The sequence below is a fragment of the Algoriphagus sp. 4150 genome (assembly GCF_031457395.1).
GTDB lineage: Bacteria > Bacteroidota > Bacteroidia > Cytophagales > Cyclobacteriaceae > Algoriphagus.
Window position 1 is genome coordinate 127,085 of record NZ_JAVDWS010000002.1, and the last position, 16,057, is coordinate 143,141.

12 protein-coding genes are annotated in these 16,057 nt (G+C 43.2%); 8 read left to right on the top strand and 4 right to left on the bottom strand.

Translation table 11 applies throughout. From position 1 onward, the window contains the following. Positions 1-30 precede the first annotated feature (30 nt). The gene (locus J2X69_RS03895) at positions 31-3,039 is read right to left on the bottom strand and encodes an AsmA-like C-terminal region-containing protein (protein ID WP_310098753.1); all 3,009 of its coding nucleotides are present in this window, start codon (positions 3,037-3,039) and stop codon (positions 31-33) included. A gap of 330 nt (positions 3,040-3,369) precedes the next feature. Here J2X69_RS03895 and J2X69_RS03900 point away from each other — a divergent pair, with 330 nt between their 5' ends. Beyond that, positions 3,370-3,753 carry a VOC family protein gene (locus J2X69_RS03900; RefSeq protein ID WP_310098755.1) on the top strand — a complete coding sequence of 128 codons (384 nt, stop codon included), beginning with the start codon at positions 3,370-3,372 and terminating at the stop codon, positions 3,751-3,753. Here J2X69_RS03900 and dgt read toward each other — a convergent pair. Further along, positions 3,750-5,096: a dGTP triphosphohydrolase gene (dgt, locus tag J2X69_RS03905; protein WP_310100075.1), complete on the bottom strand. Its 1,347-nt coding sequence runs from the start codon at positions 5,094-5,096 to the stop codon at positions 3,750-3,752. The two genes, J2X69_RS03900 and dgt, sit on opposite strands and share 4 nt — an antisense overlap. A gap of 104 nt (positions 5,097-5,200) precedes the next feature. Here dgt and J2X69_RS03910 point away from each other — a divergent pair, with 104 nt between their 5' ends. From J2X69_RS03910 to J2X69_RS03925, 4 genes are all read left to right on the top strand, one after another. Then, entirely contained in the window at positions 5,201-6,025 is an 825-nt protein-coding gene (locus J2X69_RS03910) for a DUF4382 domain-containing protein (protein WP_310098758.1), read from the top strand. Positions 6,026-6,115: 90 nt separating this feature from the next. After that, a complete protein-coding gene (locus J2X69_RS03915) occupies positions 6,116-6,913 on the top strand; it encodes a DUF4382 domain-containing protein (RefSeq protein WP_310098761.1) in 798 nt (265 codons plus the stop codon). A 20-nt stretch (positions 6,914-6,933) separates the two neighbouring features. Beyond that, positions 6,934-7,938, top strand: a complete 1,005-nt coding sequence (ribD, locus tag J2X69_RS03920; RefSeq protein ID WP_310098764.1) for a bifunctional diaminohydroxyphosphoribosylaminopyrimidine deaminase/5-amino-6-(5-phosphoribosylamino)uracil reductase RibD — start codon at positions 6,934-6,936, stop codon at positions 7,936-7,938. Continuing rightward, positions 7,931-8,413 (top strand): GAF domain-containing protein, encoded by a 483-nt coding sequence (locus J2X69_RS03925; RefSeq protein ID WP_310098767.1) that lies wholly within the window; start codon positions 7,931-7,933, stop codon positions 8,411-8,413. Before ribD ends, J2X69_RS03925 begins: the two co-directional genes overlap by 8 nt. Before the next feature lie 380 nt (positions 8,414-8,793). Here J2X69_RS03925 and J2X69_RS03930 read toward each other — a convergent pair whose 3' ends face one another. Then, positions 8,794-9,567, bottom strand: a complete 774-nt coding sequence (locus J2X69_RS03930; RefSeq protein ID WP_310098770.1) for an alpha/beta hydrolase — start codon at positions 9,565-9,567, stop codon at positions 8,794-8,796. A gap of 3 nt (positions 9,568-9,570) precedes the next feature. After that, a complete protein-coding gene (dxs, locus tag J2X69_RS03935; protein WP_310098772.1) occupies positions 9,571-11,487 on the bottom strand; it encodes a 1-deoxy-D-xylulose-5-phosphate synthase in 1,917 nt (638 codons plus the stop codon). Between the two features lie 178 nt (positions 11,488-11,665). On the opposite strand from dxs, the gene J2X69_RS03940 reads away from it, so the two are divergent. The 3 genes from J2X69_RS03940 (at position 11,666) to J2X69_RS03950 (ending at position 16,037) form a co-directional block, all read left to right on the top strand. Next, complete coding sequence (locus J2X69_RS03940) at positions 11,666-12,415, top strand: segregation/condensation protein A (RefSeq protein WP_310098775.1); 750 nt, start codon at positions 11,666-11,668, stop codon at positions 12,413-12,415. Positions 12,416-12,508: 93 nt separating this feature from the next. Next, positions 12,509-13,591 (top strand): lysylphosphatidylglycerol synthase transmembrane domain-containing protein, encoded by a 1,083-nt coding sequence (locus tag J2X69_RS03945; RefSeq protein ID WP_310098777.1) that lies wholly within the window; start codon positions 12,509-12,511, stop codon positions 13,589-13,591. Then, positions 13,575-16,037 carry a bifunctional UDP-N-acetylmuramoyl-tripeptide:D-alanyl-D-alanine ligase/alanine racemase gene (locus J2X69_RS03950; RefSeq protein ID WP_310098780.1) on the top strand — a complete coding sequence of 821 codons (2,463 nt, stop codon included), beginning with the start codon at positions 13,575-13,577 and terminating at the stop codon, positions 16,035-16,037. The genes J2X69_RS03945 and J2X69_RS03950 overlap by 17 nt, the downstream gene beginning before the upstream one ends. Positions 16,038-16,057: the final 20 nt, after the last annotated feature.

The following is a 16,057-nucleotide window of genomic DNA, read 5'->3' on the forward strand; positions in this document are numbered from 1 at the left end:
TGTTCTCGACTTCGCCCGAACTGACATTTATTAATCCTTCTTCACAGCCGAAGTATCAGGTTTGGTTGCAGGAGTACTTTTAGGGAAAAAGCCCTTTAGTAATTTCTTTGCCTCGTCCACGGCTTTATCCTTGGCAACATCTACCTGCTTCTCAAGCTCTTTTTTGGCACTGTCCTGAGCTACTTCGGATTTTGCCTTAAGAGCTTGCTTCACGCTATCCTGAGTTGCATTGAACTGCTCCGTAGCCTTACTTTGAAGAGCATTGGCTTCCCCACTTACTCTAGCTTTCAATGCATTGGCCAGTAAAGACTCAATGCTGTTGCCACCGGCCAAGGAAATTTTGGGAGAATTGTATGTGCCGGAAAGATTCAATGCCAGTGGGATGGTGGTGTTTTCATCCATCGAACTGCCTGAGATTGTGGCGAGCAGGGCATTTGCCTGCGAGCCAAATTTGCCAGCGGGTATCTGCATATCTACCAAATAATTTATTGAGCCGTCAAAGCCTGCAGTTCCCTGCACTTTGGCCTGATAGTCCCAAAGCTTCACATCAAAGGGCTTTACGTCCATTACGCCATTCTCAATACTGATAGGAATAGCAATATTTTTCATCTGAAGAGAATTGCCATCTTTCAGTTTGGTTAGACTGGTGATTCCTTCTAAGATTTTACTGTCCTTTAGGGCTGTTTCGGCGACTTTTAGCAAACCTTCCCCATCAAGGCTTGAAAGTAAAGGCATCATATCCTGTCCTAGTTTCCCTGAGAAACTAAGATTGGAATTGAATTTACCGGTCAAGTTTTGAGCTATCGGTGCAAAAGCCTTGATGGTGTTGAAAGAGTTGAATGCCTCGGCAATGCTTAGATCAGCTATTTTCAATTTGAAATTGAAAGCCGGAGAAGTAAGATCACGGGGATCATACTTTCCATCCAATCCGATAGTACCCCCCATCGTTTTCATGGAAGCATCGGAAAAGCTAAGAATACCGTCTTTTAAAGACATATTTCCCTTTACATCCTTGAGGTTCATGTTGTCATATATAACTTCATTTGCAGCCACTGACATAGCAAAATCTATGTTGTTGGGAAGCTCTATGACCGAAAGCCCGGCACTCGTAGTATCTGAGGATGTGCCCTCTGTCATCCATTCGTTCACATTGAACCTACTACTCTTCATGGTAAGTTGTCCCTTGAGCGTACCATTCTCTCCCAAGAAATAGTTCATGTAATTTGACAGTGAGCCTGTAGCTTGCAGTGGGCTTTCACCGATATGGGAATCGAATTCGGTGAGATTAATCCGTTCCGGTGTGAACTCAGCTTTTGCTTTGGCAATCTGAATTCCTTGAGGTACATCTGAGGATGAATACTTGAAATTGCTGATATCCATCGTACCACGGGTTTCCAGCTGATTGTATTTTTCTGCCTGTACAGCTGCATAGGACCCCTTTGTATTGATATCGGCCAGAATTCTGCCTTCCATATTCATGTCATTCATAGGGAAAATCGCCAAAATCTTTTTGAGATCTACCCCGCCTTTGATCTCTCCATCCCAAATTAACTTGTCGAAATCACGGATTTTCATAGTTCCATTGATAGCCTCTCCTTCGAGTTCAAATCCGAATCTGCTCAGGTCGACAAGAAAATCCGTCATACTTCCACTTGGATTTTGAATAGAAGCATTGACAGTAAGTTTCTCTATTGGAGCGGGATAATCGGCACTTTTAGCATAGCCATTAGCCAACAGCAGCTTTGCGTTGATCGCAGGAATAATGCCTGCGGCAGAATCATAGCGACCCTTTGCGGTAGCATCTACATCCAGATTGCCCTTCAAAGCAATGCCTTCAATCGGAAAAATGGAAGTCAGCTCTTCCAGATTGAGTTTACCTTTCAAAGCCGCATCTATAGTGTAACTCACCAAATCTGAAAGATGCAACTTACCGGAAATAGGATTGCTGCCGAAGTCCAGATTGAAGGTAGGAATGGATACGGAGGTATTGGCGATGTTGTCTGTCTCGTTTTTGACCTGAAGGTCAAGATTTACATTTTTCACAGGCCTTGGCAAGTCAGGATATTGGAACATGCCATCAGCTATTTTCAAGGCAATATCAAAGGACGGAACTTTTTCTTCATTATAGATTCCCTTGATTTTTCCTGTAAAATCCATCGTTCCGGAGGTTTTCAAACTCGAAAAACTATCTGAGTAAATCCCCGGAACCAAAGACAGGATACTTTTGAATTCATTGTCTTTCCCTTCAATGGAAATATCCATTTCCATGTCATCACTGGGCATTGCCAGATAGCCATTCAATCCAAACAGGAAGTCATTCAGCTGAAAATCGCCTTCTCCCAGCGTAAATTTCATGTTTTCCAAATCGATATTCAGTAGTGTTTTCCCTTTGAATGTTTTATTGGAAAGGTAGCTTACATCTTCATAGCTAATGTCTGCGATCAGTGCATCCAGCTCGATTGGAAGATCATAGACATCGGCAGTAAAGTCACCGGATCCTTTTGCATTAATACCTCCCAAAGCCATGAAATAATTGAGCTGTCTATCGTCGTAAACGACGTTTAGATTACTGATTTCTATCTGCTCCACTCCTATCTGGAAATTGCTCTCTGTCGATTCCTCTACTACTTCTTCCGATGGGAAGGTGATGTCGTAATTTGCAGTGCCATCTTCCAGTACCTTGATGTAAACATTTCCGCCGTTCAAATGCACGCCGGTTAAAGTGGGGTACTCATCAAAAATGACAGATTTAAGATTAAAATCTATGGAGATTTCCCGGAGAGAGACCAGCGTGTCTTTTTCAAACGGAGCATTTCCTACAATATCTAAATCCCTGATTCTTGCGGAAACATTCGGGAATCTTCTGAAAAGGCTCAAGCTGACATTATTTATGTCATAAATTACTTTGGCATTCACAGATTGTGCAATTTCCCAGTCAATCCGGGCGGCGATTTTGTCTTTGAAAAGGAATGGGACAGCTACTGCCGCGGCTATCAAAAATAGAAATACACTTAAAATGATGATCAGTGCCTTTTTCATCTGTTTATATTTTGTTTTAAGAGGTCAGATAGCCTGTCCCGAACTTGATTCGGGAGAATCTCGCATATAGGATAATCATCCCAGTGTGTGATCCCCGTACCTACGGGATCATGCCTGTCTGTCCGGTAGGCAGGCTCGATTTCATAACAGGAGTTTGTTTGACCGGAAATATTCATTTCAGACAGTAATTACGTATAATTTAGCCTTTTTGGCTAGGTAAGAACAAGATTTAAGCCGTCTTATAATCTTTTCCAAGTGGTGAATGGAATATTCTTTGATCAAATTATCAAAGAAATGTAGTTTCTAATAAATTCATTAAATATAAAAGCCATGGACAAAGACCTCCGAGTTCCGGAAAATCATCAGGCTGTGATGCCCTATTTGATCCTTAGAGATGCTGCCTCTTTTATCAAGTTTGCAGAGCAGGTTTTTGATGGCAAGGTAGCCATGAAGGAGATGCGTGACGAACACAAAATCATGCATGCAGAAATCAAAATCGGTGAAAGCACAGTGATGGTAGCAGAATCTACTGCCGATTACAAACCCCAGAATGCATGTCTTTTTGTATATGTCAAAGATGCAGATGCCGCTTTTGAGCTTGCACTGAAGCTGGGAGCCGAGATGGTTTTAGAAGTTTCAGACAAACCCTATGGCCGAAGTGGAGGGGTTAAAGATCCATTTGGGAATACTTGGTGGATTACTTCTGTACATTAAGATCCGGGGAATGAGATTCCTTTCACCCTTCTATAGAGATTCAGCGCATATTTGTCTGTCATTCCTGAGATAAAATCTACCAAACAACGCAGCAGTGGATAAGGATTAACTTCAGCTCCCCAGCCTTTCATCGGAAAGTCTTCCGGCAATAGGCGAAGGATACTTTTGTCTTGTCCGGAGAACTTCTCAGGATTATAAAACTGATGGTACAGTGCTCTGGAAAAGACCTCCATCAACCCCTCCAGCACCTGAAATCCCGCAGCTTCTTTCTCCAAAACTATCTGGGATCTGTAGATTTTTTGCACAGAAACTTCCGTGATTTTCTGTAGGGCTTTGGCCGAAGGAATAATGTCTGTCAGAGCTTTGTCAAAATTCCCTTTGCACATACTTTCCTCATATTTGGCGAATTCTTCCACACATTCGTTGATGAGTTGTCCTATTGCCAGTGCGCGAAGTGCACCTAAATTTTGAGCTGCAGTCCTAGGCTCTTTTAGTTTTTGGGGATCAAACTTATCTTTCAAAATAGGGGCGAGAAGAGCCACTGTTTCTTCGAAACTCACCAAGCCAAGCGTACATCCGTCTTCCAAATCAATAATACTATAACAGATATCGTCGGCAGCTTCCACCAAGAAAGCCAAAGGATGTCTATACCAGCATTCCGGACTGGATTTTTCCATTCCCAAGACCACTCCCATCTGCTCAAAATCTGCGAGTTGATTTATGAAAAATCCATATTTCTTTTGACTTCTTCTGGCAATATCACGCTGCGCAATCATGCTTGGTCTCGGATATTTGCTAAATGCCGCGAGGGTAGCATAGGTTAGTTTCAGTCCAAATTGCTTAGAAACAAGCATTCTAAAGCCCTGGGCGTTCCCTTCAAAGTTGCAAAGGTCTGCCAATTGCTCTGTTCGGACATGAGACTCCCAGCATTTTCCGGAAGGATGGAATTTGAAGAAATCTGAAATAGCTTCTTCTCCCGCATGTCCAAAAGGTGGATTTCCTATATCATGGGTCAGAGCGGCCGCGGCTACAATAGCCCCGATTTCAAAGGGAGTAATGCCTGTACCGGTCAGTTGGGGGTACTTTTCGAGAAGTATTTCTCCTGCTGCTTTTCCCAGAGATCTTCCCACGCTGGATACTTCTAGGCTGTGGGTAAGCCGAGTGTGCACGAATGCCTGCTCGGGCAAGGGGAAAACCTGAGTTTTATCTTGTAGGTTACGAAACGGTGCCGAAAAAATAATTCGATCGTAATCAATTTCAAACTCACTTCGGACCACTTGTGTGGGTATAAATCCCGGATTGTCACCAAATCTGCCTCTGGATAAGAGGCGCTCCCATTTCATCATCCCCAAAAATAAGAAGCTCTTTAGACATTACTTGATTATTTGTGTTTTTTGACTTGGCATGGTCGTTGGTTTTGTATAGTGAAGAAAATCAAACATATTTTATGAAAAGTATAATTACTTATCTCATGATCACGGGGCTGGCATTAATAGCAATGGCTTGCTCCTCTGATAACGACAATCCAAGCCAGGGTTCTGCCCGTGTAAATTTTTATCTGGTAGATGCTCCTGCTTCTTATGATGAAGTCTGGATTGAAGTACTCGCTCTTCGAGTCAAGGTGGATGAAGATGGAATCAACGATGATAGGCATGAAGACGACGATGAGTCATCTTGGATAGAAATCACGTACGACAAAAGCCAGCCAATAAATCTTCTGGAATTGACAGGAGGCAACAGTGAATTGTTGGGTTCAGGGGATTTTTCGGCAGGGGAAATCGAACAGCTTAGATTGATCTTGGGAGAGAATAATTATGTGGTCAAAAATGGTGTACGTCACGAAATGAAAACGCCGAGTGCACAACAAAGCGGGTTGAAAATAAAAGTCGATGAGGATATCCGGGGAGGAGTGTCTTATGATTTGATCATTGACTTTGACGCGGCGAGATCAATCGTAGAGGCTGGAAATTCAGGGCAAATTCTATTGAAGCCTGTTTTGAGAGCATATTTGGATGAAGTTTCTGCAGGTATTATGGGGCAAGTACTACCGTTGGAAGCCCAACCGGTGCAGGTTACTGTCTTCGATGGAAATGAAACTATCAATACTTTCGTCAATGCAGACGGCAACTATAAAATCACAGGACTGGATGATGGTATATATTCAGTGACATTTATGCCAAATGAATCTTATACAGGCATAGTGTTGGAAGGAATTGTAGTGGAGGATGGAAAGATTACTACGATAGATCCGGTAATACTGAGCGAAAAATAACATGGGAAAAGGTCAGCTTAGGCTGGCCTTTTTTTTGAACTAGGCTTACGCAGATCTCCGTTTTGAAAAGTTTTGGGCTAAATTTACCCTGTGAAAAAACTGTACTTTTATTTCATCCCAATTGTCTCAGTGCTATTCTTCGCATCGTGCGAGGATCCGGATTCTAGTCCGAAAGCGCTTTTAAATGTTATTTTGGTAGACGCTCCTGCCAAATGGGATTCTGTATTTGTGGAGATTGAAGGAGTGGATATAGATATTTTGGTAGGAGGGAGGGAAGCCCAAATTCGCACTTTTTTCTTAGAATATAAATCAGGAAACAAACGGATAAAAGTGAGTGAACTGGTGGGAGGCAATCAGCTACTGATAGGCAGGAGTGAATTGCCTGCCGGACAGATTACAAATGCCAAAATCATCTTAGGAGAAAATCATTCTATGTTTTTGAAGGATAAAAGGTTTGAATTGAAACTTTCTGATCCATCCGAAAATGAAATTTCGTTGCCCACATCAATCACTATGGAGCAAGGCATATCCTACGATCTCATCCTTGATTTGGATCTTGAGAAGTCGATCATACAAGTGTCCGAATCTCCCCTTACCTACGGATTGGATCCATATTTCACCTTGATTGAAGGTGTGGGATCAGGGAAGCTGAGTGGGGTACTAAAGCCTTTAACGCTTTATCCTGCCCTAACTATAACCGGCGAAAAGGGCACATTTTCAACTCATACAGATGCTTCTGGGAAGTACGTTTTTCGTGTTCCGGAGGGATTTTATAATGTGCAGATTAGCGCAAAAGACGGGCTCTACCTGGACACAGCTTTCTCAATGGACATCATAAGAAGAAAGGACTCTGTTCTCAATGAAATTACACTTAAGAGAGCTCCTTGATGATTTCTCCCGAACTATACATGCAACGAGCTCTTGAGCTGGCGGAGTTTGGTCGCGGCAAAGTAAGTCCGAACCCGATGGTTGGTTGTGTGATCGTTCATCAAGATAAGATTATAGGAGAAGGCTACCATCAGGAATATGGCAAAGCACATGCAGAAGTCAATGCCGTCAATTCAGTAGTAAATCAGGAATTGTTAGCTGAATCTACTGTATATGTGACATTGGAACCCTGTGCCCACTTTGGCAAAACTCCTCCCTGTGCCCATCTCTTGGTGGAGAAAAAAGTGAAGAAAGTGGTGATTGCCGCATTTGATTCCAATCCTCTGGTAGGGGGAAAAGGTATTCAGATTTTAAAAGATGCTGGGATCGAAGTTGTAACTGGGTTTTTGGAAAGAGAGGCAAGAAGTCAAAACAAGCGATTTTTTACTCAGATAGAGAAGAATCGACCGTATGTGATTTTGAAGTGGGCACAGACACTGGATGGCTTTATAGCGAGAGGGGATTACTCTTCCAAATGGATTACCAATTCTTCCAGTAGACAACTCGTGCATAAATGGAGAGCGGAGGAAGATGCGGTTTTGGTGGGGAAAAATACCGCCAAATATGATGATCCGGCGTTGAATGTAAGGGATTGGGTAGGGAAAAATCCGCTCAGACTGGTAGTTGACAGCAAGCTGGAACTTCCGAATACACTCAAATTATTCGACGAGGCAGTGCCAACTGTTTGTTACAATACCCTGAAAGCTGAAACCAGAGGGACTTTGGAGTTTGTCAAATTGAATCCTGAATTTCAGGTCAAGGATATCCTGGAGGATCTTTTCAGCAGGAATATTCAAAGTGTGATTGTAGAAGGAGGAAGCTATTTGTTGAATAAATTTTTGGTATCCGAACTTTGGGACGAAGCACGGGTGTTTACTAGCAGTACTAAGTTTGGCAATGGGATAGTAGCACCTGTTACCCCTGCCCCAATTTCCGAGACCATCGAAATTTTGGAAGATACCTTAAGAATTTACCATCATGTCTGAAAGTCTTTACATTCCTGAATCGGCGACAAAAGCTGAAAAATACGAAGCCATCTTGCCACAGATCGAAGCTTTGATCTCCGGTGAACCGGATCTTTATGCGAACCTTGCCAATATCTCTGCTGCGTTAAAAGAAGCCTTTGATTTCTTTTGGGTTGGTTTTTATTTGACTAAAGAGAATCAATTGGTATTGGGTCCGTTTCAGGGGCCGATCGCCTGTACCAGGATTTCTATGGGCAAAGGAGTATGCGGTACCGCTTGGCAGAAAGGGGAAACGGTCTTGGTTCCTGACGTTGATGCCTTTCCGGGGCACATTGCCTGCAGCTCGGCTTCCAAATCCGAGATAGTTGTTCCGGTGTTCAAAGGTGGATTGGTGGCTATGGTACTCGATGTGGATTCCGATCAATTGGATGATTTTGACGCAGTGGATCAGGAGTATTTGGAGAAGCTGATGGGGGTGTTGGCTAAGCGATTGTAATTTTATAAACTCCACATGGAGAAAATTGAAATTGTAATTGATTTTTTACCTTTTCAACAGATCTCTTCCCAATTTGAAATCACAAAATAGCCAGACTTATCTCTACAGAGGTTTTCCAAGTAATTGGATATTGCTGCCCTATTTTCCCAATGTGCATATCCGCTTTCTTGCCACAAGATATATAAGACAAAATGACCTCGACAAGCTCGGTCACCGGATTCAGGATTATATCAGGAGGGGAGGAATATGCGGCACAGCCGCATATTCCTCCCCTCCTCTTAAAACAAAAAGCTTCGGGCACCGAGCTTGTCGAGGTGTGGGCAAAATATAATTTGGCTACTGGAACGATTCCAGATTCCCAATTTGCATTCGGGTAAGCTTTAAGAATCAGCGACCTTGCTACAAAACTCCCTCAAAATCTCAACACACTGATTTTTTTGCTCGATCATTCCCAAATGACCCACACCTTCCAGCTCGTAATAGTCAGTGATTGCCGGTTTATGGGCCCGACTGGCATCGATTTTTACAGCTCCATCCAAGGTGCCGGCTATCATCAGTTTTTGACCCGAATAATTCTCTAATACTTCAAATCGGTCTTTTCTATCCCGCATAGCGAGGGTATAGGCAATTAAACCTTTTAGTGTAGACTGCTTGGCCTGATCGATAGCAGTTGTGATCTCTTCTTGAAAGGCATCTCTCTTATGCTCCGGTATAAGGGGAGGTACAAATGAAGTTACAAAGGTTTCTACTCCATGTTTATTGAGAAAAATGACTGTTCTGTCCCGCATTCCCTTTTTTTCTTCATCATCGGCAAAAGCAGTAGAATGAAAAAGCCCGATTCCTTTTAGCTGTGAACCCATTAGTTCCAGCAGTGCCAGGGTCACATATCCGCCGAGAGAATGGCCAATAACTATTGGATCATGAATAGCGTTTTCTTCCATCCATTCTTGTAAAAGGACTGCGACTTCTTCCAGTGTAATGGAATCGGAGTGGATCGGAGAATTGCCGCATCCCGGCAGATCGGGGCAAATCACTCTAAAATCAGAGGAAAGAGCTTCTGCAAAATCACGCCACATCTCACCGATTTCGCAGAATCCATGGATCAAAATTACAGGCTGACCTTCGCCCTTTTCAAAAAAATGAATAGCAGACATGTGTTAAACTGTTTTGGAAACCTTGGCCATAGATCTAACGGCTTCAGCTATCCCATCCGGATCAAAGCCACATTCGCGGTGAAGTTCGTGCTGCTCACCGTGTTCAATGATATCATCGGGAATACCCAGACGCTTCACTTGAGCCTGATACCCATGATCCATCATCCACTCGATCACTGCCGAGCCAAATCCGCCCATCAGGCAGCCGTCTTCTACGGTGATTACCTTTTTGAATTTGCCAAAAATCTCATGAAGCAATTCTCCATCAAGCGGCTTTACGAATCTCATATCGTATTGTGCAGGACTCAGCCCCTCTTTTTCAAGTTTTTCGCAGGCTTCTACTGCATAGTTGCCAATGTGTCCAATCGTCAAAATCGCGATTTCTTCGCCTTCTTTTATGATTCGGCCCTGGCCTACCGGAATTTGCTCAAAAGGTGTTTTCCACTCCGGCATCACGCCTTTTCCCCTAGGGTAGCGAATAGAATACGGTCCATTGTGAATAGAGGCTGAGTACATCATATTACGAAGTTCTTCCTCGTTCATAGGTGCCGAGACAACCAGATTTGGAATACATCGGAAGAAAGCAATATCATACGCCCCGTGGTGCGTAGGACCATCCGCCCCTGCAAACCCTGCTCTATCCAAGCAGAAGACTACGGGTAGATTTTGGAGACAGACATCGTGCAATACCTGATCGTAAGCACGCTGCATAAAGGTAGAGTAGATATTACAGAAAGGGACGAGTCCTTGCGTGGCTAGACCTGCAGAGAAAGTCACTGCATGCTGCTCTGCGATTCCCACGTCAAATGCCCGGGTTGGCATCGCTTTCATCATGATATTCAGAGAAGAACCGGACGGCATGGCCGGAGTCACACCCATGATTCTATTGTCTAGCTCGGCCAATTCCACCAACGTATGTCCGAAGACATCCTGATACTTGGGAGCCTGAGGAGTGCTTGGGGTCGTTTTATATATTTCTCCGGTTACCTTATCAAATGTCCCCGGTGCATGCCAAGTCGTTTGATTTCCTTTTTCTGCAGGACCGTATCCTTTTCCTTTCATTGTGATGCAATGGAGGATTTTGGGACCCGGGATATCTTTTAGGTCTTTCAGTACTTCTGCCAAATGGTTGACATCATGCCCGTCCACCGGGCCGAAGTATCGGAGATTTAATGATTCGAAAAGGTTGCTTTGATTCAACAAGGCGGATTTAATTCCCCCCTCTACTTTGGAGATCACATCCTGAGCGCTTGTTCCGAATTTGCTCAGCTTCCCTAAAATTTTCCATATCTCATCCTTAGCCTTATTGTAGGTTTTGGAAGTAGTAATATCTGTGAGATAATCTTTAAGCGCACCGACATTTGGGTCGATAGCCATACAGTTGTCATTCAGAATGATCAGCAAGTTGGTATCACTTACCCCCGCATGGTTCATGGCTTCAAAAGCCATCCCGCCTGTCATGGAGCCATCACCGATCACGGCGACGTGCTGTTTTTTAGTAAGGCCTCTGTATTGCGAAGCTACAGCCATTCCCAAAGCTGCAGAAATTGATGTGCTGGAGTGACCCACTCCGAATGTATCGTATTCGCTTTCTTTTCGTTTTGGGAAACCGGAAATTCCACCGTAAAGACGGTTGGTATGAAAATGCGCTCTTCTTTCGGTAAGAATTTTATGGCCGTAAGCCTGATGTCCTACATCCCACACTAATTGATCTTCGGGGGTATTGAGGACATAGTGAAGTGCTACAGTAAGTTCGATTACCCCAAGGTTAGCACTGAAATGACCGCCATAGACAGATACATTATCGATAATGTACTGACGAAGTTCATCACAGATTTGAACCAGCTTTTCCTTCGGAAACTTCTTAAGGTCTGCGGGGTTATTTATTTGAGCTAATAATTCTCCTGGTTCAATCAGCATTTCACAGCGGTAATATGTTCAAATTAGAATAACAACAATTATGCTTCTTTGTTTTTCCAATCAAGTAAATTTGGATAAAAGGCGATTGCCTCTTTCTCCGGCCGTTTTCAATTAATTTAGCTTAATTGAATATCTTTGGCTACAAGGTGGCAAAATTAACCAATAATTTAAATATCCTTTGAGTTTCGAAATCAAATTACCACTCTTCGAAGGTCCTTTTGACCTGATGCTCTTTTTCATCGAGCGCGATGAACTGGATATTTATGACATTCCTATTTCCAAGATTACCAATGACTTTCTGGATTATGTCCATCAGATGGAGCAAATGGAAATGGAAGTAGCAAGTGATTTTATCCTCTTTGCGGCCACGCTCATGAAGATCAAGTCACGGATGCTATTGCCCAGACCTGAGCTGAATGAAGCAGGTGAAGAAATAGATCCCCGCGAGGAATTGATCAGAAATCTACTGGAATACAAAAAGTACAAATCCGTCATCGAGGAGCTGGCTTCCATGGAGGAGGGAGAGCTATCCAAGCAAAAGCGTGGAAATATAGCGGCAGAATTAAAGATGCTGAGCAAAGTGGATGATGTGGATGCAGAAATGCAGGATATGGATTTGTACAAATTGCTGAAAGTCTTCCAGCGGACTATGGCCAAAATGGCCTCACGGGTGGATGAAACAAAACATACCGTAATTCAGTATCCATATACTATCGCCCAACAAAAAGATTTCGTCTTAGAGAAAATCAGTTTCAAGAAAAAAGTACCATTCGCTGAATTCATCAGCTACAAACCCGATAAAATCTTTGTGATTTATACCTTTCTGGCAATTTTAGAATTACTTCAACTTTCCTTGGTTACGATCGTCATAGGTGATGGTTTCAATAACTTCTGGGTGGAAAAGACTGAGCCGATAGTTGCTACATAGCGTATGAAATCGAGCATGTCTAAGGCGGTATATAGTGTGATGATGATCGATCTTGCGAGATTCCATGTGGCCATAAAAAATCAATTGTAACACATGAAATTGGACAATAAGAAGATTTTTCAGACTCTCAATCCGAATAAAATCTGGGTTCCAGTAATCATTGGCTTGGCCATTGTTTTCGGTATGTTTTATTTCGACCCTTCTGTTAATGCAAATACGCTAAAAGGGGTTTTCGATGCTTCTATACCTTGGATAATTGTTGCCATTATGGTGATATTCTTTAGAGATGTAGGGTATGTCTACCGAATCAGGGAAATCTCCCAACGGACACTTACCTGGAAGAGATCGATCTATGTCATTATCCTATGGGAGTTTGCGTCTGCTGTCACACCCTCAGTAGTGGGAGGCACACCAGTTGCTATTTTCATATTGAACAAAGAAGGGATCAAACTTGGGAGAGCTATAGCATATGTGATGGTGACAGCGATTCTGGACAACCTGTTCTTCGTGATAGGTGCGCCGATTATCCTCTTTTTTGCCCAGGGGAATATTTTTCCGCAAAGTAAAATGCTGGAGATGCAACTTCAGAATAGTATGGAAGCCATTTTCTGGATTTCATATTCCCTGTACGCAGTTTACAGCATAGTGATGGCTGCTGCGTTATTCTATAGGCCAAGGGTTTTTAAGTGGGTTTTGATCAAGATTTTTTCGATCAAGTGGCTCCGAAAGTGGAAACACGAAGCGCAGGAATATGGTAACCAGATCATTGAAGCATCTAGGGAGCTTTCCGGCAAAAGATGGAATTATTGGTTGCCGATTATTGTGGCAACAATCTTTATTTGGAGTTCCAGATACCTTATGCTGAATGCTTTGATATCGGCATTTGTCCCATTGAATATCAACGAGCATATCATCATTTTTGCCAGACAGGTGATCATGTGGATCGTGATGATGATCTCACCTACACCGGGAAGTAGCGGGACGGCCGAGTTTTTCTTCGCACAGTTTTTCACTCAATTCTTAACAAACTATACGTTCGTTACCAGTATTGTATGGAGACTTTTATCCTACTATCCGTATTTGATTTTGGGAGCGTTTTTCTTGCCTCGATGGGTGAAGCAGGTGTTTTTTAAGAAAAAGACAAAAAAACCAAAGGAGGATGTTTCAGGAAATTAGTCAAACCCAAATCGCGCAAATCACTCAGGGAACCATTAGCAATGGAAATGACGAGTTGCTTATTTCTCAAATTGCCATTGATTCCAGACAGGTTCTTCATCCGGAGAGAACACTATTTGTCGCCCTAAAAGGGGCAAAAGCTGATGGTCAGGATTTTATTCCCCAGCTGATAGAATTGGGAGTTCGGACCTTCTTGGTCCATATTGATTTTGATGAGTTGGAGTTTTCTGAGGGTTGTTTTATCAAAGTTTCAGATACACGGAGAGCGTTGCAGCTGCTGGCCCAGTATCAGCGGGCATTATTTTCCAACCCTGTTGTAAGCATTGCGGGAAGCAATGGAAAAACGATTGTGAAGGAATGGCTGGGGCAGATTTTGGGACAGAAATATGCCGTGGCCAAAAGCCCGAAAAGTTATAATTCTCAGGTGGGTGTCCCTCTTTCGATATTTGGAATGGAGCCCTATCATCAGGTGGCCATTCTCGAAGCAGGAATCTCCAAAGCAGGAGAAATGGCAGTGTTGGAAGAAATGATCAAGCCGAATCTTGGGATCTTCACAAATCTTGGGACAGCACATCAAGAAGGATTTGAAAGTCCGGAAGCCAAGCTCCGAGAGAAGCTTTCCCTTTTTTTGGATTCGGATTACTTGGTATACTGCCGGGATCAGCAAGAAGTTTCTGGGCAAATTGAAGCTATGTTTCCTGCTGAGAAACTAATAGGCTGGTCGGATAGTGCGGGATCCGAATTTACCAGATCCGTGAAAGTGAAATCATATGGGGCACGCTTGATCTTGATGAAATCGGATCTGAGTACCCATACATTTCAGGTGCCATTTACAGATGTGGCTTCTCTGGAAAATATTACGCACGTGATCGTCACGGCGATGACATTGGGGCAAAGTGCAGAAGCTATTCAGGAAGGGGTTTCACATCTGAAATCCGTGGATATGCGGTTGACACTGAAGCCTGGGGTAAATGATTCGCTGCTGATAGACGATACCTACAATAATGATTTGGCGGGATTGAAGGTAGCGCTGGACTTTATGCAGCAGCAGCGTCCTAAGCGGAGAAAAATTCTCATTTTGTCTGATTTGCTACAGCAGGGCTCCCCGGAGAAAATATATGGCGAAGTGGCTGAGTTGATCCGGAAATATGAGTTTGATCAGCTGTATGGTGTAGGCAGTGAGATTTTCTTTTTGGAAAAAGTGTTTCCGGAAACTTTCAGAGGATTCAGTTCGACAGCGGAGCTTATGACTAGTCTTGATCCTGAGACTTTTCAGAATGACCTGATCCTAGTGACGGGGGCGAGGGTTTTTGGCTTCGAAGGAGTTGTAAATAAGCTCCAGCAGAGAATTCATGGCACTACGCTGGAAATCAACCTAAATGCACTCACACATAATTACAACTTCTACAAAAAGCTTATTTCTCCATCTACGAAAGTAATGGTAATGGTGAAGGCTTTTGCTTATGGTGGAGGTGCGGTAGAGATCGCCAATCAAATCCAGACGATGGGGGCAAATTATCTCGGTGTTGCTTTTTCTGATGAAGGAGTTGCATTGCGTAAGCAGGGGATCAAACTCCCAATTATGGTGCTCAATACGATGCAGGAATCCTTTGGGCTTTGCAGTAAGTTTGATTTGGAGCCGGTGGTTTTCAGCCCTGAGTTTTTCGAAAGCCTTGCTTCTTGGTGCAGTGTGCACAATAAGACGATGAAAATACATCTCGATCTGGACACCGGAATGCACAGATTGGGTTTTGAGAAGAAACAGCTAAGCACCTTAGCAAATTTGATTGAGTCCAGTCCACAGTTGGAAATTGCTTCCATTTATACACATCTAGTCGGTGCAGATGAGGAAATTCACAGAAATTTCTCTTTGACCCAATTGGCGGATTTCGAAGAAATGAAAAATGAAGTGCTCGATGTTCTTTCATATAAACCCCTGATCCATGCGCTCAATTCAGCAGGAATAGTTGCCTTTCCTGAATTTCAGTTTGACATGATAAGATTGGGTATTGGGCTATATGGAATAGAGGTGACCGGCAAGCATGAGTCGGCTCTTCGGGCTATCAGTACCCTCAAAACTACTATTTCTCAGATCAAAGAACTTACTCCGGGAGAGACCATTGGCTATTCACGGAAAGGCGTTCTGCCTTCCGGCGGCAAAATCGCCACACTTGCCATCGGGTATGCAGATGGTTACGACCGGAGATTCAGCAATGGTAAAGGCTACGTGCTGATCAATGACCGGAAAGCGGCCATCATCGGAAATGTCTGTATGGATATGTGCATGGTAGATGTCACCGGGATGGATGTAAAAGTTGGGGATGATGCCATTATCTATGGAGAAAAAATATCTTTGAAAGAACTGGCGGATCAGATAGGGACCATCCCTTATGAATTATTGACGAATATAAGCACCCGTGTGAAGCGGATTTATTACTTGGATTAGCTTGGTTTTGGCTGTTAAAT

Excerpts from the sequence above, each read along its gene's own strand:
- J2X69_RS03895 (WP_310098753.1), bottom strand. The coding sequence starts at position 3,039 with ATGAAAAAGGCACTGATCATCATTTTAAGTGTATTTCTATTTTTGATA.
- J2X69_RS03900 (WP_310098755.1), top strand. The coding sequence starts at position 3,370 with ATGGACAAAGACCTCCGAGTTCCGGAAAATCATCAGGCTGTGATGCCC.
- dgt (WP_310100075.1), bottom strand. The coding sequence starts at position 5,096 with ATGAAATGGGAGCGCCTCTTATCCAGAGGCAGATTTGGTGACAATCCG.
- J2X69_RS03910 (WP_310098758.1), top strand. The coding sequence starts at position 5,201 with ATGAAAAGTATAATTACTTATCTCATGATCACGGGGCTGGCATTAATA.
- ribD (WP_310098764.1), top strand. The coding sequence starts at position 6,934 with ATGCAACGAGCTCTTGAGCTGGCGGAGTTTGGTCGCGGCAAAGTAAGT.
- J2X69_RS03925 (WP_310098767.1), top strand. The coding sequence starts at position 7,931 with ATGTCTGAAAGTCTTTACATTCCTGAATCGGCGACAAAAGCTGAAAAA.
- J2X69_RS03930 (WP_310098770.1), bottom strand. The coding sequence starts at position 9,567 with ATGTCTGCTATTCATTTTTTTGAAAAGGGCGAAGGTCAGCCTGTAATT.
- dxs (WP_310098772.1), bottom strand. The coding sequence starts at position 11,487 with ATGCTGATTGAACCAGGAGAATTATTAGCTCAAATAAATAACCCCGCA.
- J2X69_RS03945 (WP_310098777.1), top strand. The coding sequence starts at position 12,509 with ATGAAATTGGACAATAAGAAGATTTTTCAGACTCTCAATCCGAATAAA.
- J2X69_RS03950 (WP_310098780.1), top strand. The coding sequence starts at position 13,575 with ATGTTTCAGGAAATTAGTCAAACCCAAATCGCGCAAATCACTCAGGGA.